Source organism: Streptomyces sp. DSM 41931, from assembly GCF_050271085.1.
Taxonomy (GTDB): Bacteria; Actinomycetota; Actinomycetes; order Streptomycetales; family Streptomycetaceae; genus Streptomyces; species Streptomyces albogriseolus.
Window position 1 is genome coordinate 1,063,741 of the sequence record NZ_CP189902.1, and the last position, 18,791, is coordinate 1,082,531.

Consider the following 18,791-nt stretch of genomic DNA (forward strand, 5'->3'; position numbering starts at 1 on the left):
CCCGGCCACCTGAAGACCGCGGCTTCCGCTCCGCCTCTCTCTGTGCGGGGGCTGTTCGAACACCGCCCGCATCGCGCGGAACGTTACCGTATCGCGATCAGATGACCACTTCGACGCCCTCGCCGGGTGGTTTGCCTGACACCCGTTCGGATTCCAGTGCCTGCTGGAGGATGATCACAGCGGCGGCCTGGTCGATGACGGAGCGCCCCTTCCTGGACTTCACGCCCGAGGCGCGCAGTCCCTGACTGGCCGTCACCGTGGTCATCCGCTCGTCCACGAGCCGCACCGGAACCGGGGCGATCATACGTGCCAGTTCCTGGGTGAAGCCGCGGACCTTGGCGGCGGCGGGGCCCTCGCCCCCCTTGAGGGAGCGAGGGAGACCGACGACGACCTCGATCGGCTCGTACTCCTCGACGAGCTGCCTCAGTCTGCGGTGCGCGGCCGGGACGTCCCGGCCGGGGACCGTCTCGACCGGGGTGGCGAGGATCCCGTCGGGGTCGCAGGAGGCGACCCCGATCCGGGCGTCCCCGACGTCGACCGCGAGACGGCGGCCGCGACGCATGGCCGGGCCGTCCGCCTGCTCGTGCACGGGACCGCTCACTTGGCGGTGTCCGCCACGAGACGCTCCACGGCGTCCACGGCCTCGCCGACGGCGGCCGGGTTCTGGCCGCCGCCCTGGGCGACGTCCGGCTTGCCGCCACCGCCGCCGCCGAGGGTCTTGGCGGCGGCGCGCACCAGGTCACCGGCCTTGAGTCCGCGCTCGCGGGCGGCCTCGTTGGTGGCGATGACGGTGAGCGGCTTGCCGCCGACCGTGCTGAACAGGGCGACGACGGCGGCCCGTCCGCCCTGGATGCGGCCGCGCACGTCGAGCACCAGCTTGCGCAGGTCGTCGGCGGTGGTGCCGTCCGGGACCTGTCCGGTGACCACGGCGACGCCCTTGATGTCCTTGGCGGACTCGGCGAGGCCGGCGGCGGCCTGGAGCACCTTCTCGGCGCGGAACCTCTCGATCTCCTTCTCGGCGTCCTTGAGCCGGCCGAGCATGGCGGAGACCTTCTCGGGCAGCTCCTCGGAACGGCCCTTGAGCAGCTCGGTGAGCTGGTTGACGACCGTGTGCTCGCGGGCGAGGAAGTGGTAGGCGTCCACGCCGACCAGGGCCTCGATGCGGCGCACGCCGGAGCCGATGGAGGACTCGCCGAGCAGCTTCACCAGGCCCAGCTGGGCGGTGTTGTGCACGTGGGTGCCGCCGCACAGCTCCTTGGAGAAGTCGCCGATGGTGACCACGCGCACGCGGTCGCCGTACTTCTCGCCGAACTCGGCGATGGCGCCCTGCTTCTTGGCCTCGTCGATCCCCATGACGTCGGCGCGCACGTCGAGGTCGCGGGCGAGCACCTCGTTGATCTTCTGCTCGACGTCCAGCATGACCGTCTGCGGGACGGCGGACGGCGAACCGAAGTCGAAGCGGAACCGGCCGGGCTGGTTCTCCGAACCGGCCTGGGCGGCCGTCGGGCCGAGGGCGTCGCGCAGGGCCTGGTGGGTGAGGTGGGTGGCCGAGTGGGCGCGGGCGATGGCCTTGCGCCTGCGGTCGTCGATGGCGGCGTGGGCGCGGGACCCCACGGTGACCTCGCCGACCTGGACGACTCCCTTGTGGACGTAGACGCCCGGGACGGGCTTCTGGCAGTCGCGGACCTCGATCACGGCGCCGGAGTCGGTGCGGATCCGGCCGGTGTCGCCGATCTGGCCGCCGCCCTCGGCGTAGAAGGGGGTGCGGTCCAGGACGATCTCGACCTCGTCGCCCTCGGTGGCGGCGGGCGAGGAGACGCCATCGACGAGGATGCCGACGACCGCGGACTCACCCTCGGTGTCCGTGTAGCCGATGAAGTCGGTGGCGCCGGCCCGGTCGGCGATCTCGCGGTAGGCGCCGAGGTCGGCGTGGCCGGTCTTCTTGGCCTGGGCGTCGGCCTTGGCGCGCTCCCGCTGCTCCTTCATCAGACGGCGGAAGCCGTCCTCGTCCACGGAGAGGCCCTGCTCGGCGGCCATCTCCAGGGTGAGGTCGATGGGGAAGCCCCAGGTGTCGTGGAGCAGGAAGGCCTTGTCGCCGGGGAGCACGGCGGAGCCGGCGGCCTTGGTCTCGGACACGGCGGTGTCGAGGATGTTGGTGCCGGCCTTCAGCGTCTTGAGGAAGGCGTTCTCCTCGGCGAGGGCGACCTTCTCGATGCGCTCGCGGTCGGTGATCAGCTCCGGGTACTGCTGCCCCATCATGCCGACGACGACGTCGATGAGGTCCTTGACGACCGGGCCGGTGGCGCCGAGCAGGCGCATGTTGCGGATGGCGCGGCGCATGATGCGGCGCAGCACGTAGCCGCGGCCCTCGTTGCCGGGGGTGACGCCGTCGCCGATGAGCATGGTGGCGGTGCGCATGTGGTCGGTGACCACGCGCAGGGAGACGTCCGAGGCCTGGGCGTCGCCGTAGCGGACGCCGGTCAGCTCGGTGGCCTTCTCGATGACGGCCATGGAGGTGTCGATCTCGTACATGTTCTGCACGCCCTGCAGAATCATGGCGAGCCGCTCGAGGCCGAGGCCGGTGTCGATGTTCTTGCTGGGCAGGTCGCCGAGGATCTCGAAGTCGTCCTTGCCGGTGCCCTCACCCCGCTCGTACTGCATGAAGACGAGGTTCCAGATTTCCACGTACCGCTCGTCGTTGACGGCGGGGCCGCCCTCGGCGCCGAACTCGGGCCCGCGGTCGTAGTTGATCTCGGAGCAGGGGCCGCAGGGGCCGGGGACGCCCATGGACCAGAAGTTGTCCTTCTTGCCCAGGCGCTGGATGCGCTCCTTGGGCACGCCCACGACCTCGTGCCAGATCTGCTCGGCCTCGTCGTCGTCCTGGTAGACGGTGATCCAGAGCTTCTCGGGCTCCAGCCCGTAACCGCCCTTGTCCTGAGGGCTGGTGAGCAGCTCCCAGGCGAGCTTGATGGCGCCCTCCTTGAAGTAGTCACCGAAGGAGAAGTTGCCGCACATCTGGAAGAACGTGCCGTGGCGGGTGGTCTTGCCGACCTCTTCGATGTCGGGGGTGCGCACGCACTTCTGGACGCTGGTGGCGCGGTCGAAGGGCGGCGTGACCTCGCCGAGGAAGTAGGGCTTGAAGGGCACCATGCCGGCCGGGACGAGGAGCAGAGTCGGGTCGTCCGCGATGAGCGACGCCGACGGGACGACGGTGTGCCCGCGCTCCTCGAAGAAGCTCAGCCAGCGGCGGCGGATCTCGGCCGACTCCATCAGTGGTCCTCATTCCGGTTGTACGGGTACGTCGGGTACGTCGACTTCTTCGGGCCCTCGACGTACGGGGGGCTGTTGCGGTTCTCGATCACGGCGTAGCCGCGGGGCGCGGGCAGTTCACGGTCGACGGGGGCGTTCAGCCCGAGCGCGTCGCCGAGTTCGGCCTCGCGCCGGTCCATGTGGTCGCGGACCTCGAGGGCGAAGTCCACCGCCCGGTCCTTGAGCCGGCCGCCGGCCTCGATCGCCTTGTTGGCCGCGGCGACCGCGAGGTGCTCGGGGGTGAGCTGCTTCAGCTTGCGGTTGACCTTGGTGGTGGCCCACACGCCGGCGGCGACGCCGGTGCTGAACCAGAACGTTCGGCGGAACATCGTCGGGTCAGTCCTTCTTTCCCCGGGTCCGCTTGTCGCGCCGCGCGCCCGGGACGGTGCGGCCCACGATCACGTCGCGCCGCGTCCTGGCCGGCGCGTCCTCCTTGCGGCCGCCGATGGCCCGGCGCACGCCGTAACCGAAGGCGGCGACCTTGACCAGGGGGCCGCCGAAGGTGGAGGCCACGGTGGTGGACAGCGCGGAGGCGTTGGAGGTGACCTCCTGGACGTCGGAGGCGATCGCGTCGACCCGTTCGATCTGGGTCTGCGCGGACCGCACCGCCGCGGAGGCGTCCGCCAGCAGGGGGACGGCCTGGTCGGTCACGTCCGCCACCAGCTTGGTGGTCGCCCGGAGCGTCTGGGCCAGCCTCGCCAGTGCGACGGCGAGGAAGGAGACCAGGATCGCCCAGAAGACGGCCACCAGGATTCCGGCCACCTCGCCACCGGACACTGTGTGCACCCGCTCCCTTGAAACGCGCCTGAACATCGAGAAAGTCGTGTCACCGAGCCTATCGCGCCGGTGACGGGTCTCCGTACCGGATTACCGTCCGCCACGGCGCCGGTCCCGGACGGAAGGCGCCGGGGCGAGGACGAGCCCGCCGCCTCCCCGCCCCGGAGGGCGGGGGGACGACGGGCTCGGGATACCGCGTGCCTGCTGGATCAGCGGGCGTAGTACTCGACGACGAGCTGCTCGTCGCAGATCACCGGGATCTCCTTGCGGTTCGGCTCGCGGTCCAGGCGGAACGCCAGGGCCTTGAGGTTCACCTGGAGGTAGCGCGGGATCTCACCGTCGGGGGCGAAGCCACCCTCACGAGCGATCGTGAAGAGGGTCTTCTCCTTGCTGCGCTCGCGGACCTCGACGACGTCGTCCGGGCGGACACGGAAGGAAGGCTTGTCGACCTTCTTGCCGTTCACCTGGATGTGGCCGTGCGTGACCATCTGGCGGGCCTGGTAGATCGTGCGGGCGATGCCCGAACGCAGGACCAGCGCGTCGAGACGGCGCTCGAGCTCGATGACCAGGGCCTCGCCGGTCTTCATCGAGGTCTTGGAGGCGCGCTCGTAGGCACGGACGAGCTGCCGCTCGGAGAGGTCGTACTGCGCGCGCAGACGCTGCTTCTCCAGCAGACGGACCTTGTAGTCCGAGTTCTGCTTGCGGCCACGACCGTGCTCACCCGGCGGGTAGGGGCGGGCCTCGAAGTACTTGACGGCCTTCGGGGTCAGCGCGATACCGAGGGCACGCGACTTCTTGACCTTGGGGCGGGACTGGTTCGCCACTTCTTTTCCTTTTCCTGTTTCGGCTGCCTCAGGGTTACGGGAGGTCGCATCCGCAGCCCGGGAATCCCGGCAGGTCCGCGAGGGACGAGCCAGGCAGCCGCTCCCTGGACTGGGCACATACGTGCAGCACACGAACGGCCCACCGACCGGTCCCGGGACTTACGGGTGGTGGTGGGCTGCCCGCGACACCTACGACGGTGCGCGACGCTCCTGGATCGAAGATCCGGCTGGTCGTCCCGCCTGAGGCGCCGACCGGAGCCGGACACGGGACACAGCACTCCGCGTGATTCTACAGGGTGCTCAGGACCGCTTGCGACCGAGGTGCTTCCTGGTCCACTCCACGGCGTCCGCGTACCGCGCCTCGGCGCCGTGCCGGGTGGGCTCGTAGTACTCGCGGTCCTTGAGGGCGTCCGGGGCGTACTGCTGCTCGGCGATGCCCTCGGGCAGGTCGTGCGGGTAGACGTAGCCCTTGCCGTGGCCGAGCTTGCCCGCCCCCTTGTAGTGGCTGTCGCGCAGATGGGAGGGGACCGGTCCTGCCAGTCCCTTGCGGACGTCCTCCAGGGCGGCGCCGATCGCGGTGGTGGCGGCGTTGGACTTGGGCGCGAGCGCCAGGGCGATGGTGGCGTGGCTGAGGGTGAGCGCGGCCTCGGGGAAGCCGATCATGGCGACGGCCTGGGCGGCGGCGACCGCGGTCTGCAGCGCGCTCGGGTCGGCGAGGCCGATGTCCTCGCTGGCGGAGATCATCAGGCGGCGGGCGATGAAGCGGGGGTCCTCGCCGGCCTCGATCATGCGGGCCAGGTAGTGCAGCGCGGCGTCCACGTCGGAGCCGCGGATCGACTTGATCAGCGCGCTGGCGACGTCGTAGTGCTGGTCGCCGTCGCGGTCGTACTTCACGGCGGCCCGGTCGACCGTCTCCTCCAGGGTCGCCAGGGTCACCTCGGGCTCGCCCTTGTCCAGCGCGGCGCCGGCGGCGGCCTCCAGGGCGGTGAGCGCGCGGCGGGCGTCCCCGCCGGCGATGCGCAGCAGGTGGTCGGCGGTGTCGTCGGGGAGGGTGACGGCGCCCTTGAGACCGCGCTCGTCGGTGAGGGCGCGCCGCAGCAGGGAGCGGATGTCGTCGTCGGTGAGCGGTTCGAGGGTGAGCAGCAGGGAGCGGGAGAGCAGCGGGGAGATGACCGAGAAGTAGGGGTTCTCGGTGGTCGCGGCGATGAGCGTGACCCAGCGGTTCTCCACGGCGGGGAGCAGGGAGTCCTGCTGGGCCTTGCTGAAGCGGTGGATCTCGTCGAGGAAGAGGACCGTCTCCTGGCCGTACCCGCCGGAGGCGCGGCGGGCGCCGTCGATGACCGCGCGGACCTCCTTGACGCCCGCGGTGATCGCGGACAGCTCCACGAAGCGCTTGTTGGTGGCCTTGGAGACCACGTAGGCGAGGGTCGTCTTGCCCGTGCCCGGCGGGCCCCAGAGGATCACCGAGGAGGGTCCCGCGGGGCCCGAGGAGCCCTCGCCGACCAGTCTGCGCAGGGGGGAGCCCGGCTTCAGCAGGTGCTGCTGGCCCACCACCTCGTCGAGGGTGCGCGGGCGCATCCGGACCGCCAGCGGGCTGCCGGCGGGGTCCTTCTCCTGGCGTTCTTCTGCTGCGGCGGTGAACAGGTCGGGCTCCACGCTGAAACCCTAAGGCACCGCGCCGACAGCCCGGCGCGGGCGGTCAGCTGGTCCAGAAGTCCCACCAGCGGGTCAGGATCAGCATGCCGATGACGCCGATGTGCAGCACCGGCAGGACCCAGGTGAACTCGCCGAAGAAGCTCTTGAGCCAGGAGGGCGCGGGCAGGAAGCCCTTGCGGATGTTGAAGGACGTCACGTACCAGAACATGACGATCGTGGCGACCCAGGCGAGGCAGCACCACAGGCACAGGGCGTTGATCCGGTACAGGGACTGGAACATCAGCCAGGCGCAGAAGCCGACGCCGAAGAGGGTGCCCGCGTTGAAGGTGAGCCAGTACCAGCGGGGGTAGCGGGCCCGGGCGAGCAGGCTCATGCCGACGCAGACCACGATGCCGTAGGTGACCAGGCCGAGCATCGGGTTGGGGAAGCCGAACACGGAGGCCTGGTCGCTCTCCATGACGCTGCCGCAGGAGACGACGGGGTTGAGGCTGCAGCCGGGGACGAACGTCTCGCCCTTGACCTTGGCCTCGAGCAGCTTGAACTTGTCGAGCGTGATCACCCATGCGGCGAGCACGCCGGCCGCGCCGGTGATCACCAGGAGCCAGGCGAGCGCCCTGCTGCCGCCCTCCGTGCGGGGCGAGGTGTCACTCCCACCGGGGGGAGAGGATTGCGGCTCCATGTCGACGTCCCTGACTGTCGTCTTGCTCATCACGCCGATTCCGTCACTCATGAGTGTGGACCTGCTTCGGGCAGGGGCCATTGTGCCGTACGGCGCCAGGGGTTCGCTGTTGACCGGGGATAAGGACGGACAGGCGTTCGCCCCGGGGCGCGGGGTTTCGGCCGCTCCGCGCGGGGCGCCCGCACACACGCCCGACTCGGCTCCCCTCCAGGGTGGCGGCGGACGCCGTGCTGTTGACGACGCGGGCGCCGGCCCCCTGGGCAGGGGACCGGCGCCCGGGCACGGACGTCTCAGCCGAGGCGGGACTCGAGCTCCGCCACGACCTCGTTCACGCCGACCGCGGTCTGCTCGCCGGACTCCAGGTCCTTGAGCTGGATCACGCCCTGCTCGATGTCGCGCTCGCCGAGGATCAGCGCGTACCGGGCGCCCGAGCGGTTGGCCGCCTTCATCGCGGCCTTGAGGCCCTTGCCGCCGTAGGCGAAGTCCGCGGCCACGCCGTTCTTGCGCAGCTCGGTGACCTTCGCGAAGAGCACCCGGCGGGCCTCGTCGCCGAGCGGCACGGCGAACACGCTGGTGGCCGCGGGCAGTTCGAGCTCGACGCCCTCCGCCTCCAGGGCCAGCACCGTGCGGTCGACGCCGAGCGCCCAGCCGACGGACGGCAGCGCGGGGCCGCCGATCATCTCGGACAGGCCGTCGTAGCGGCCGCCGCCGCCCACCGCGGACTGGGAGCCGAGGCCGTCGTGGACGAACTCGAAGGTGGTGCGGGTGTAGTAGTCCAGGCCGCGCACCAGCTTGGGGTCGTCCTCGAAGGCCACACCGGCCGCCATGACCAGCTCGCGCACCTCCTCGTGGTACGCCTTGCAGGCGTCGCAGAGGTAGTCGCGCAGCAGCGGGGCGTCCCCGAGCTGCTTCTGCACCGCCTCGCGCTTGTCGTCCAGGACGCGCAGCGGGTTGATCTCCGCACGGCGCAGGGTGTCCTCGTCGAGGTCCAGGCCGCGCAGGAAGGTCTGCAGTGCCTCCCGGTAGACGGGGCGGCACTCCTTGTCGCCCAGGCTGTTGAGCAGGATGCGGAAGTTCTGCAGGCCCAGGGAGCGGTACGCCTGGTCGGCCAGGATGATCAGCTCGGCGTCGAGCGCCGGGTCCTCCGCGCCGATCGCCTCGGCGCCGACCTGGGAGAAGTGCCGGTAACGGCCCTTCTGCGGGCGCTCGTAGCGGTAGTACGAGCCCGAGTACCAGAGCTTGACCGGGAGGTTGCCCGCCTTGTGCAGGTTGGCCTCCAGGGCGGCGCGCAGCACGGAGGCGGTGCCTTCGGGGCGCAGGGCGAGCTTGGTGCCGCCCTTGGTCTCGAAGGCGTACATCTCCTTGGTGACGATGTCGGTGGACTCGCCGACGCCGCGCGCGAACAGCTCGACGTTCTCGAAGCCGGGCGTCTCGATGTAGCCATAGCCGGAGCCGCGCAGCGGGGCGGCGATCGCCTCGCGCACGGCGAGGTACTTGGCGGAATCGGGCGGCAGCAGGTCGTAGGTGCCCTTGGGTGCCTTGAAGGTGCTCACGGAAGTACTCGTCACATTCCTCGTCGGGGAGCCTCGGTCGGGGCTCCCTGGCCGGCGGCCACCTGCCGCAGATACGGGTTGGTGGCGCGCTCCTGGCCGATGGTGGTCTGGGGGCCGTGGCCGGACAGCACCACGGTCGAGTCGTCGAGCGGCAGGCACACGCGGGCCAGCGAGTCGAGCATCTCGGCCATGTCACCGCCGGGCAGGTCGGTGCGTCCGATGGAGCCGGCGAACAGCAGGTCGCCCGAGAACATGACCGGCGGGATGTCGGCCGACTCGGGCAGGTTGAAGGTCACCGACCCCTTGGTATGGCCCGGGGCGTGCGCGACGGAGAACTCCAGACCCGCCAGGTTCAGCGTGGCGCCGTCGGCGAGCTCCTTGACGTCGTCCGGCTCCCCCACCGTCAGCTCCCCCATGAGCGGCATGCCGACGGCCCGGCCTATGCCCTTCTCCGGGTCGCTCATCATGTACCGGTCCTCGGGGTGGATCCAGGCGGGCACGTCGTGCGCCCCGCAGACCGGGACCACCGAGGCGACGTGGTCGATGTGGCCGTGGGTGAGGACGACGGCGACGGGCTTGAGCCGGTGCTTGCGGACCGCCTCCGCCACACCGTCGGCGGCCTGGTGGCCCGGGTCGATGATCACGCACTCCTCACCGGCGGCGGGGGCGACAAGATAACAGTTCGTCCCCCATGCCCCGGCGGGGAACCCGGCAATGAGCACGATCGTCCTTCGTTTGTGTCGGTACGGGAGGCTTGCGACGGGCTGCGCCCGTGGTCAGAGCCTACCGGCGCTGCCGATTCCTCAGCGAACCCATATACGGTACGGGGCACACGCAGGCGGTCGGCTCACCGCACGCACGCACGCGTACCGGCCGGCACACGAGACGCATGAGGAGAGAACCCGGTGGTCAGCCAGGAGCAGCGGCGGCGTCAGCTCGCCCGGGAGAAGTTCTTGCGGCAGCAGCAGCGGCGTACCGAGGCGCGGCGCAAGTCGCGGGTCCGCAACGCGGTCATCGCGTCGGTGCTCGGTGTGACCCTGATCGGCAGCCTCGCGCTGTACACGACGGGGGTGCTCAAGCAGGACGACGACAAGACCAACGCGGCCGCGGAGGTCACGCCGGAGGCCGAGAAGACCGGCAAGGCCCCGGACCCCTGCGAGAAGCCGGCCGAGGGCACGGTCAAGAAGCAGACGTGGAAGAAGGAGCCGGCGCTGTCGATCGACAAGTCGGCGACGTACACGATGAAGCTCGAGACCACCTGCGGGACGGTGGACGTGGCGCTGAACGCGTCGGCGGCCCCGCACACGGTCAACTCGTTCCACTTCCTCGCGGGCAAGGGCTACTTCGACCACACGAAGTGCCACCGGCTCACCACCAACGGCATCTACGTCCTGCAGTGCGGCGACCCGACGGGCACGGGCACCGGCGGTCCCGGCTACACGATCCCGGACGAGAACCTGAAGGACCCGAGCCTGAAGAACAACACGTACCCGGCGGGCACGGTGGCGATGGCCAACACCGGGCAGAAGGACAGTGGCGGCAGCCAGTTCTTCCTGGTCTACGAGGACAGTCAGCTTCCGCCCAACTACACACCGTTCGGCACCGTCTCGGACGCGGGCATGAAGGTTCTGAAGAAGATCGCCGACGCCGGGGAGAGCACCGGGGCCGGCGACGGGGCGCCCAACGCGACGGTCGTGATCGACAAGGCGACCGTCACCGCATCCTGAGCCCCAACTGCGTAATTTCGGTCGCGCGGGATGCGGACAGGCATCCCGTCGGTCGCCTATGTTGGCCGTGACGAAACTGTGGACGATGCCCGGGGGAGCACACAGGCCCCTCGACGGCATCATGTGGAGGAGGCGCTGTGAGCAGCGACCCGTGGGGCCGCGTCGACGAGACGGGGACCGTGTACGTGCGTACGGCCGACGGCGAGAAGGTCGTCGGTTCCTGGCAGGCCGGCTCCCCTGACGAGGCGCTGGCCTACTTCGAGCGCAAGTACGAGGGCCTGGTTGTCGAGATCGGCCTCCTCGAGAAGCGGGTGAGGACCACCGACCTGTCGTCCAAGGACGCCATGGCCGCGATCGGCCACCTGCGCGAGCAGATCGACGCCCATCACGCGGTCGGCGACCTGGACGCCCTCAGGGTCCGGCTGGACAAGCTCGTGGAGCTGGTCGAGAAGCGCCGTGAGGAGCGCAAGGCACAGCGGGCCCGGCAGTCCGAGGAGGCGCGGCAGGCCAAGGAGGCGCTGGTCGTCGAGGCCGAGGAGCTGGCGCAGTCGGACCAGTGGCGGGCGGCCGGGGAGCGGCTGCGGGCCCTGGTGGACACCTGGAAGGGTCTGCCGCGGCTGGACCGCAAGTCCGACGACGAGCTGTGGCACCGGTTCTCCCACGCGCGGTCGGCGTTCTCCAAGCGGCGCAAGCAGCACTTCGCGCAGCTGGACGCGCAGCGCGAGGACGCCCGCCGGATCAAGGAGCAGCTGGTCGCCGAGGCCGAGGCGCTGTCGGGCTCGACGGACTGGGGTCCGACCGCGGCCCGGTACCGCGACCTGATGGCGCAGTGGAAGGCCGCCGGCCGTGCCCAGCGCGAGCACGAGGAGGAACTGTGGAACCGCTTCCGCGGCGCCCAGGACGTCTTCTTCGCGGCCCGCTCCTCGGTGTTCGCGGAGCGTGACGCGGAGCAGGCGGAGAACCTCAAGCTCAAGGAGGAGCTGGCCGGCGAGGCGGAGAAGCTGCTGCCGGTCAAGGACCTCAAGGCCGCCCGGGCCGCGTTCCGTGCGATCAACGAGCGCTGGGAGGCCATCGGCCATGTTCCGAGGGACGCCCGCCCGAAGGTCGAGGGCCGGATGCACGCCGTGGAGCGCGCGATCCAGGAGGCCGAGGAGGCCGAGTGGCGCCGGACCAACCCGGAGGCCCGTGCCCGGGCCGAGGGTCTGACCGGTCAGCTCCAGGCGGCCGTGGACAAGCTGAAGGGCCAGATCGAGCAGGCCCGCGCGCAGGGCAACACCGCGAAGGCGGAGAAGCTCGAGCGGGAGCTGGAGGGCCGCCAGGCGCTGCTGGACCAGGCCCTGAAGGGTCTCCAGGAGTTCGGCGGCTGAGCCGGGCGACGGACACGACGAAGGGGCCGCCGTACCCGAGGTACGGCGGCCCCTTCCGTGTGTCTTCCTCGCGTCCTAGCCGCGGTTGCGGGCCGAGGTGACGCGGTAGACGTCGTAGACGCCCTCCACGCCGCGTACGGCCTTCAGGACGTGGCCCAGGTGCTTGGGGTCGCCCATCTCGAAGGTGAAGCGGGAGGTGGCGACCCGGTCGCGGGAGGTCTGCACGGCCGCGGACAGGATGTTGACGTGCTGGTCGGACAGCACGCGCGTGACGTCCGACAGCAGCCGGGAGCGGTCCAGCGCCTCGACCTGGATGGCGACGAGGAACACCGAGGACTGGGTGGGCGCCCACTCGACCTCGAGGATCCGCTCGGGCTCACGGGACAGCGAGTCGACGTTCACGCAGTCGCTGCGGTGCACGGAGACACCGCTGCCGCGGGTGACGAAGCCGATGATCGGGTCGCCGGGCACCGGGGTGCAGCAGCGGGCCAGCTTGACCCACACGTCCTCGACGCCCTTGACGACGACGCCCGGGTCGGAGCTGGAGCGGCGCTTGCGGCGGCTGCGGGTGGGCGGGACCGACTCGTCGATCTCCTCGGTGGCCGCCTCCTCGCCGCCGAGGGCCTGCACCAGCTTCTGCACGATGTTCTGCGCGGAGACGTGCCCCTCGCCGATCGCCGCGTACAGCGCGGAGATGTCCGAGTAACGCATCTCGTGCGCCAGCGTGACCAGCGAGTCGCCGGTGAGGATGCGCTGGATGGGCAGGTTCTGCTTGCGCATGGCGCGGACGATGGAGTCCTTGCCCTGCTCGATCGCCTCGTCGCGGCGCTCCTTGGAGAACCAGGCGCGGATCTTGTTGCGGGCGCGGGGCGACTTCACGAAGCCGAGCCAGTCGCGGGAGGGGCCCGCACCGGCCGCCTTGGAGGTGAAGACCTCCACCAGGTCGCCGTTGTCGAGGGTCGACTCCAGCGGCACCAGACGCCCGTTGACCCGGGCGCCTATGGTGCGGTGGCCGACCTCGGTGTGCACCGCGTACGCGAAGTCCACGGGCGTGGCGCCGGCGGGCAGCGCTATGACGTCGCCCTTGGGCGTGAAGACGAAGACCTCGTTGCGCGAGAGGTCGAAGCGCAGCGACTCCAGGAACTCGCCCGGGTCCTCGGTCTCCTTCTGCCAGTCGAGGAGCTGGCGCAGCCACGCCATGTCGTTGAGGTGGTCGTCCTTGCTCTTGCCGGACGACTTGGGCGCGTCGGTGCGGATCTTGGAGGCGCCGGCGACGGCCTCCTGCTTGTACTTCCAGTGCGCGGCGATGCCGTACTCGGCGCGGCGGTGCATGTCGAAGGTGCGGATCTGCAGCTCGACGGGCTTGCCGCCGGGGCCGATGACCGTCGTGTGCAGCGACTGGTACATGTTGAACTTGGGCATCGCGATGTAGTCCTTGAACCGGCCGGGGACCGGGTTCCATCGCGCGTGCACCGTGCCGAGGGCCGCGTAGCAGTCGCGGACGGTGTCCACGAGGACGCGGATGCCCACCAGGTCGTAGATCTCCGCGAAGTCACGGCCGCGGACGATCATCTTCTGGTAGACGCTGTAGTAGTGCTTGGGGCGGCCGGTGACGGTCGCCTTGATGCGGGCGGCCCGCAGGTCCTGCTGCACCTCGTCGGTGACGATGGCGAGGTACTCGTCGCGCTTGGGGGCGCGCTCGGCGACCAGGCGGACGATCTCGTCGTACATCTTGGGGTAGAGGATCGCGAAGGCGAGGTCCTCCAGCTCCCACTTGATGGTGTTCATGCCCAGGCGGTGGGCGAGCGGCGCGTAGATCTCCAGGGTCTCGCGCGCCTTCTTCTCCTGCTTCTCGCGCTTGAGGTAGCGCATGGTGCGCATGTTGTGCAGGCGGTCGGCGAGCTTGATGACCAGGACGCGGGGGTCCTTGGCCATGGCGACGACCATCTTGCGCACGGTCTCGGCCTGGGCGGCCTCGCCGAACTTGACCTTGTCCAGCTTGGTGACGCCGTCGACGAGCAGCGCGACCACGTCGCCGAAGTCGCGGCGCAGGTCCTCCAGGCCGTACTCGGTGTCCTCGACCGTGTCGTGCAGCAGACCGGCCATCAGGGTGGCCGGGTCCATGCCGAGCTCGGCGAGGATCGTGGTGACGGCGAGCGGATGCGTGATGTACGGGTCGCCGCTCTTGCGCTTCTGGCCGCGGTGCCAGCGCTCGGCGACCTGGTACGCCTTCTCGATCTGGCGCAGCGTGGCGTTCTCGATCTTGGGGTCGTTGCTGCGCACGATACGCAGCAGCGGCTCCAGCACCGGGTTGTACGGGTTGGCCCGCTGGACGCCGAGCCGGGCCAGGCGGGCCCGGACGCGGTTGGAGGAGCCGGAGCGGGGCTGGCCGGTGTTGGGGCGGGCCAGGGACGCGGAGCGCTCGGGAGGGGACGGCTTGGGCCGCGGCTGCTCGGGCTTGTCCACGGGAGCCCCCTGGGCGCGCTGCACCGGCCCGCGGGTGTCGTTCTTCGCCTGGGGCGTGTCCGGTGCGGGCTTGGCCGCCGGCGCCGAGGCGGGCTCGGGCTTGGCGGCGGTCAGGTGCTGGGCCTCGTCTGGCAAGAGGGCTCCTCGTGCGCGATCCGGGTCCCCCGGTCAGGCTCCGGAGACCCCATGGTAGCGAGAGCGGACCCGTCGATCGCCTCCGGAGCGGTGTGAGGACCGTCAACAGGAGAAACACACGAGGCGGACGCCGGATTCCTCCGGGTCCGCCTGCGTGGTGCTTCCGGGGCCGTCTGCGCTGCCCCGCGGGTCCTCAGAGCCTGAGCAGCGCCTCCAGCGGGGCGCCCGCCAGGGCCGGCTCCAGCCGGGCCCGGCCGCCGAGGAAGCCCAGCTCCATCAGCACGGCGAGGCCCGCGACCTCGGCGCCCGCCCTGCGGATGAGCTGGAGGGACGCCTCGGCGGTGCCGCCGGTGGCCAGGACGTCGTCGACGACCAGGACGCGGTCCTCGGCGCCGAGGTCCTCCGCGTGGACCTCGATCTCGGCCGAGCCGTACTCCAGGTCGTACGCCTGGCTGAGGGTGGCCCCGGGGAGCTTGCCCGCCTTGCGGACGGGGATGAAGCCCAGGCCGGCGCGGACGGCGACCGGGGCGCCGAGGATGAACCCGCGGGCCTCCAGACCGACGACCTTGGTGGCGCCGGCCCGGCGGGCGACGTCCGCGAAGGCCCCGGTGAGCACGTCGAACGCCTTGGGGTCGGCCAGGAGCGGGGTGATGTCCTTGAACATCACGCCCGGCTCCGGGTAGTCCGCCACGTCCCGGATGCGGCTCAGCAGCAGGTCGGACAGGTCGGCGTAGTCGGTCATCGGCGCTTCCCCGAGGGTCGGCCGCGGCCACGGGCACGGGAGGCGGGCTGGTTGCGGGGCCCGACGACCGCCGCCGCGACGTCGGCGGGCTCGTCGTGCTCGTCGCCGGTCAGCGGGGCGTCCTGGCCCTCGTCCGGGTCGCCGCCGTGGGCGCGCTTGGCCAGCACGCGCTTCTTCAGGCTCTTCATGGCCGGCTCGCGCTCCTTGAGGTCGGCGACGAGCGGGGTGGCGATGAAGATCGAGGAGTACGCACCGGCGGCGAGCCCCACGAACAGCGACAGGGAGATGTCGTTCAGCATGCCGGCGCCGAGGACGCCGCCGCCGATGAACAGCAGGCCCGCCACCGGCAGCAGCGCGACCACCGTGGTGTTGACCGACCGCACCAGGGTGCTGTTGATCGACCGGTTGGCGATCTCGCTGTAGGTCCAGCGGGTCTGCTTGGTGATGTCCCTGGTCTGTTCCTTGAGGCTGTCGAAGACGACCACCGTGTCGTACAGCGAATAACCGAGGATGGTGAGCAGACCGATCACCGTGCCGGGGGTGACCTCGAAGCCGACGAGGGCGTAGATCCCGACCGTGATGGTGATGTCGTGGATCAGCGCGACGAACGCGGCGAGCGCCATGCGCCACTCGAAGGCGATCGCCAGATAGATCACCACCAGGATCAGGAAGATCCCCAGGCCCTGCCAGGCCTTGTTGGCGATCTGCTCGCCCCAGCTGGGACCGACCAGTTCGGCGTTGATCTTCTCGGCGTCGACCTTGAGGTCGTCGGCGAGCCGCTCCTTGATGGTGTCCGAGGTCTTGGTGTCGATGCCCGCGACCTGGATGCGCATGCTGCCGTCGCCGAGCTTCTGGACGATGGCGTCGTGGCCGGAGGCGTCCTCCGCGTAGCCCTCGGCGGTGGACACCGAGACGCTCATGTTCTTCGGGGTGGTGAAGACCGCGCCGCCCTGGAACTCGATGCCCATGTGCAGGCCGCGCACCGCCAGGCCGACGATGGCCGTGATGGTGATGAGGATCGAGATGCCGTACCAGATCTTGCGGTTCTTGACGAAGTCGTAGCCGATCTCGCCGTGGTGCAGTCGGGCGCCGAGGGTGCCGAGCTTCGACATCTCTCACGCCTCCTTCGTCTGGGCAGGGGCGGAGGGACGACGGGTGCGGCGCAGCGGCGGTTTCGCGCCCAGCGCCTTCGGGTCGAGACCGGACCACTTGTGGCCGCTCGCGAAGAACCTGCGGCGGGCCATGAGCGTCAGCAGCGGCTTGGTGAAGAGGAACACCACCACGACGTCGAGGACGGTGGTCAGACCCAGGGTGAACGCGAAGCCCTGCACCTTGCCGACGGTGACCACGAAGAGCACGGCGGCGGCGAGGAAGGACACGAAGTCGGAGACCAGGATGGTGCGCCGGGCGCGCGGCCAGGCCCGCTCCACGGAGGGGCGCAGCGAGCGGCCCTCGCGGATCTCGTCCCGGACCCGTTCGAAGTAGACGATGAACGAGTCCGCCGTGATGCCGATGGCGACGATGGCGCCGCAGACGGCCGGCAGGTTCAGCGCGAAGCCGATGGTCGGGCCGAGCAGCGCCATGATCACGTAGGTGAGGGCCGCGGAGACCATCAGCGACGCGATGGCGATGAAGGAAAGACCGCGGTAGTAGAAGAGCAGGTACAGGATCACCAGCGCGAGGCCGATGGCGCCGGCGATCAGACCGGCCTGGAGCTGCTCGCCGCCCAGGGCGGCGGTGACGGTGGTGACGCTGTCCTCGCGGAAGGTCAGCGGCAGGGCGCCGTAGGACAGCATGTTGGCGAGTTCCTGCGCCGACTGCTGATTGAAGTTGCCGGAGATCTCGGCGTTGCCGCCGGTCAGGGCCTGCCGGACGTACGGGTCGGAGACGACCTCGCCGTCCAGGACGATCGCGAACTGGTTCTGCGGGGACTGCTTCTGCGCGAGCTGGCCGGTGATGTCGGCGAACTTCTTGGAGCCCTCACCCGTGAACTTCATGGTCACGGTCCAGCCGGCGCCGGACGTGGTGTTCAGGACGGCGTCGGCCTCGTCGACGTCGGTGCCGTCGACGGCGGCCGGGCCGAGGATGTACTTCTGCCACTGGCCCTCGGAGTTCTGGCCGCAGGCGACGGTGGACTCGGTGGCCTTGGCGCCGTCACCGGCCGTGGCGCGGACGCTCTCCTTGGTGCAGTCGAGCTTGGCGTACTCGGCCTGGAGCTTGGCGTCGGGGTCCGACGCGCCGCCCGTCGCGGACGCGGAGGGGCTGGCCTTGTCGGTGGGGGACGGGCTCTCGTCGGCCTTCAGGGCGTCGGTGACAGCGCGGCCCTGGGTGGTGGCGCTCGCCGAGGGGTCGGCGGACGCCGAGGAGCCGTCGGTGGCCTCCTGGCTCGCGCCGTCCGTCGCCTTGTCCCCGGCCTTGTCGCCGGAGGGGGCCGCGGAGGGCTCGCCGGTCGCGCTGGGCTGCGGGGCGGCGCCGCCCCCGGCCAGCTCGGTGGCGATCACGGGACGGAAGTAGAGCTTGGCGGTGGTGCCGACCTGTTCCCGGGCCTGCTTGGAATTCGTGCCCTTGGGAATGTTGACGATGATGTTGCGGTCGCCCTGCGTCTGGACCTCGGCCTCGGAGACGCCCAGACCGTTGACACGCCGCTCCATGATGGAGACCGCGGTGTCCATGTTGGTCTTGTTGATCGCGGACTCCTGGCCCGCCTCGGGGACCGCTGCCAGCGTGATGCTCGTACCGCCGGCCAGGTCGATGCCGAGACGCGGAGTGGTGTGCCCGGAGGCGAACATCCCTCCGGTGAGCGCCACGATGGCGATCAGGATCAGAGCCAGCGAGCGCCACGGCTTGCTTGTGGCGCTCGCGTTCCGTCCCTTTTTGAGTGCTGCCACCTTCTCGTACTCCCTCTCGGGCCGCCTCGTCCCCGGTCGGGAGGCCGGCGGCCATGACATGGTGTCGGGATGATCCCGTGCGAGCCGGGCATGCTCCGGGGCGCGCGGGCAGCACCCGCGCGCCCCGGAACGCGGCTACTTCGCGTCGGAGTCGCCGTCGGACTTCTTCGCGCGCGCGTCCGCCGTGGCGTCGGCCGGCTCGTCCTCCGCGTCCTTCTTGCCGAGGTCGACGGGCGTGTCGTCGGAGTCGGCGGCAGCGTCGGAGGCGTCGTCGGTCTCGGTGAGGGAGGAGGCGTCGTCGGGGACGACGTCGGCGTCGGACTGCAGGTCGTGCTCGATGCCGTGCACGATGCGGTTGTACTCCTCATCGGTCAGCACGGCACCGATCGAGTTCTTGGCGAACAGCAGCTCCACACCCGGCCCGGCGTCGAGGAGGACGGTGTCCTCGCTGACCTCCTTGACCGTGGCGTACATGCCCCCGATGGTGCGGACGCCGGAACCGGGCTGCATCTGGTTCCGCATCTCGATGGCCTGCTGCTGCTTCTTCTTGGCCGACCGGGTCATCAGGAACATGGCCCCGATGAGCACAATGAACGGGAGGAGGGTCAGGAGACTCACGGGTCGGAACTTCCTTCACACGACCGCGATGGTGAACGGCCTGATGGTTG

16 protein-coding genes are annotated in these 18,791 nt (G+C 70.4%); 2 read left to right on the top strand and 14 right to left on the bottom strand.

All coding sequences use genetic code 11. The annotated features are described in order from the left end of the window. Positions 1 to 97: 97 nt before the first annotated feature. From ruvX to ACP7TJ_RS05140, 9 genes are all read right to left on the bottom strand, one after another. Entirely contained in the window at positions 98 to 562 is a 465-nt protein-coding gene (gene ruvX / locus ACP7TJ_RS05100) for a Holliday junction resolvase RuvX (RefSeq protein ID WP_387792072.1), read from the bottom strand. A 35-nt stretch (positions 563 to 597) separates the two neighbouring features. Then, entirely contained in the window at positions 598 to 3,270 is a 2,673-nt protein-coding gene (alaS, locus tag ACP7TJ_RS05105) for an alanine--tRNA ligase (protein WP_093768286.1), read from the bottom strand. Continuing rightward, positions 3,270 to 3,638, bottom strand: coding sequence for a hypothetical protein (locus ACP7TJ_RS05110; RefSeq protein ID WP_093768287.1), 369 nt, complete (start codon positions 3,636 to 3,638; stop codon positions 3,270 to 3,272). The genes alaS and ACP7TJ_RS05110 overlap by 1 nt, the downstream gene beginning before the upstream one ends. A 7-nt stretch (positions 3,639 to 3,645) precedes the next feature. Next, the gene (locus tag ACP7TJ_RS05115) at positions 3,646 to 4,095 is read right to left on the bottom strand and encodes a DUF948 domain-containing protein (RefSeq protein WP_093768288.1); all 450 of its coding nucleotides are present in this window, start codon (positions 4,093 to 4,095) and stop codon (positions 3,646 to 3,648) included. Between the two features lie 200 nt (positions 4,096 to 4,295). Beyond that, a complete protein-coding gene (gene rpsD / locus ACP7TJ_RS05120) occupies positions 4,296 to 4,910 on the bottom strand; it encodes a 30S ribosomal protein S4 (protein ID WP_019523761.1) in 615 nt (204 codons plus the stop codon). 300 nt (positions 4,911 to 5,210) lie between these two features. Continuing rightward, a complete protein-coding gene (locus tag ACP7TJ_RS05125) occupies positions 5,211 to 6,566 on the bottom strand; it encodes a replication-associated recombination protein A (RefSeq protein WP_093768289.1) in 1,356 nt (451 codons plus the stop codon). 43 nt (positions 6,567 to 6,609) lie between these two features. Continuing rightward, positions 6,610 to 7,275, bottom strand: a complete 666-nt coding sequence (locus ACP7TJ_RS05130; protein WP_176710886.1) for a vitamin K epoxide reductase family protein — start codon at positions 7,273 to 7,275, stop codon at positions 6,610 to 6,612. A 260-nt stretch (positions 7,276 to 7,535) separates the two neighbouring features. Beyond that, complete coding sequence (gene hisS / locus ACP7TJ_RS05135; RefSeq protein ID WP_093768291.1) at positions 7,536 to 8,798, bottom strand: histidine--tRNA ligase; 1,263 nt, start codon at positions 8,796 to 8,798, stop codon at positions 7,536 to 7,538. An 11-nt stretch (positions 8,799 to 8,809) separates the two neighbouring features. After that, entirely contained in the window at positions 8,810 to 9,520 is a 711-nt protein-coding gene (locus ACP7TJ_RS05140) for an MBL fold metallo-hydrolase (protein ID WP_093768292.1), read from the bottom strand. 183 nt (positions 9,521 to 9,703) lie between these two features. On the opposite strand from ACP7TJ_RS05140, the gene ACP7TJ_RS05145 reads away from it, so the two are divergent. Beyond that, positions 9,704 to 10,525, top strand: coding sequence for a peptidylprolyl isomerase (locus tag ACP7TJ_RS05145; RefSeq protein ID WP_167744007.1), 822 nt, complete (start codon positions 9,704 to 9,706; stop codon positions 10,523 to 10,525). Between the two features lie 137 nt (positions 10,526 to 10,662). Next, positions 10,663 to 11,892, top strand: coding sequence for a DUF349 domain-containing protein (locus ACP7TJ_RS05150; protein ID WP_167744008.1), 1,230 nt, complete (start codon positions 10,663 to 10,665; stop codon positions 11,890 to 11,892). 75 nt (positions 11,893 to 11,967) lie between these two features. Here the strand turns inward: ACP7TJ_RS05150 and relA are convergent, their stop codons facing one another. The 5 genes from relA to yajC all read right to left on the bottom strand — a co-directional run bounded on the left by relA (position 11,968) and on the right by yajC (position 18,741). Continuing rightward, on the bottom strand, positions 11,968 to 14,493 hold the full coding sequence (relA, locus tag ACP7TJ_RS05155; protein WP_093768295.1) for a GTP pyrophosphokinase: 2,526 nt from the start codon (positions 14,491 to 14,493) through the stop codon (positions 11,968 to 11,970). 193 nt (positions 14,494 to 14,686) lie between these two features. Beyond that, positions 14,687 to 15,235, bottom strand: a complete 549-nt coding sequence (locus ACP7TJ_RS05160) for an adenine phosphoribosyltransferase (RefSeq protein ID WP_427762288.1) — start codon at positions 15,233 to 15,235, stop codon at positions 14,687 to 14,689. Beyond that, positions 15,232 to 16,347, bottom strand: a complete 1,116-nt coding sequence (gene secF, locus ACP7TJ_RS05165) for a protein translocase subunit SecF (protein ID WP_093768297.1) — start codon at positions 16,345 to 16,347, stop codon at positions 15,232 to 15,234. The genes ACP7TJ_RS05160 and secF overlap by 4 nt, the downstream gene beginning before the upstream one ends. Before the next feature lie 3 nt (positions 16,348 to 16,350). After that, on the bottom strand, positions 16,351 to 18,123 hold the full coding sequence (secD, locus tag ACP7TJ_RS05170; RefSeq protein WP_167744010.1) for a protein translocase subunit SecD: 1,773 nt from the start codon (positions 18,121 to 18,123) through the stop codon (positions 16,351 to 16,353). Positions 18,124 to 18,258: 135 nt separating this feature from the next. Next, on the bottom strand, positions 18,259 to 18,741 hold the full coding sequence (yajC, locus tag ACP7TJ_RS05175) for a preprotein translocase subunit YajC (RefSeq protein ID WP_093768299.1): 483 nt from the start codon (positions 18,739 to 18,741) through the stop codon (positions 18,259 to 18,261). Between the last annotated feature and the right edge of the window lie 50 nt (positions 18,742 to 18,791).

What these genes read in the sequence shown, in the direction of transcription:
- secF (WP_093768297.1), bottom strand. Translation starts at nt 16,347, where the DNA reads ATGTCGAAGCTCGGCACCCTCGGCGCCCGACTGCACCACGGCGAGATC.
- ACP7TJ_RS05110 (WP_093768287.1), bottom strand. Translation starts at nt 3,638, where the DNA reads ATGTTCCGCCGAACGTTCTGGTTCAGCACCGGCGTCGCCGCCGGCGTG.
- ruvX (WP_387792072.1), bottom strand. Translation starts at nt 562, where the DNA reads ATGCGTCGCGGCCGCCGTCTCGCGGTCGACGTCGGGGACGCCCGGATC.
- alaS (WP_093768286.1), bottom strand. Translation starts at nt 3,270, where the DNA reads ATGGAGTCGGCCGAGATCCGCCGCCGCTGGCTGAGCTTCTTCGAGGAG.
- ACP7TJ_RS05130 (WP_176710886.1), bottom strand. Translation starts at nt 7,275, where the DNA reads ATGAGCAAGACGACAGTCAGGGACGTCGACATGGAGCCGCAATCCTCT.
- ACP7TJ_RS05160 (WP_427762288.1), bottom strand. Translation starts at nt 15,235, where the DNA reads ATGACCGACTACGCCGACCTGTCCGACCTGCTGCTGAGCCGCATCCGG.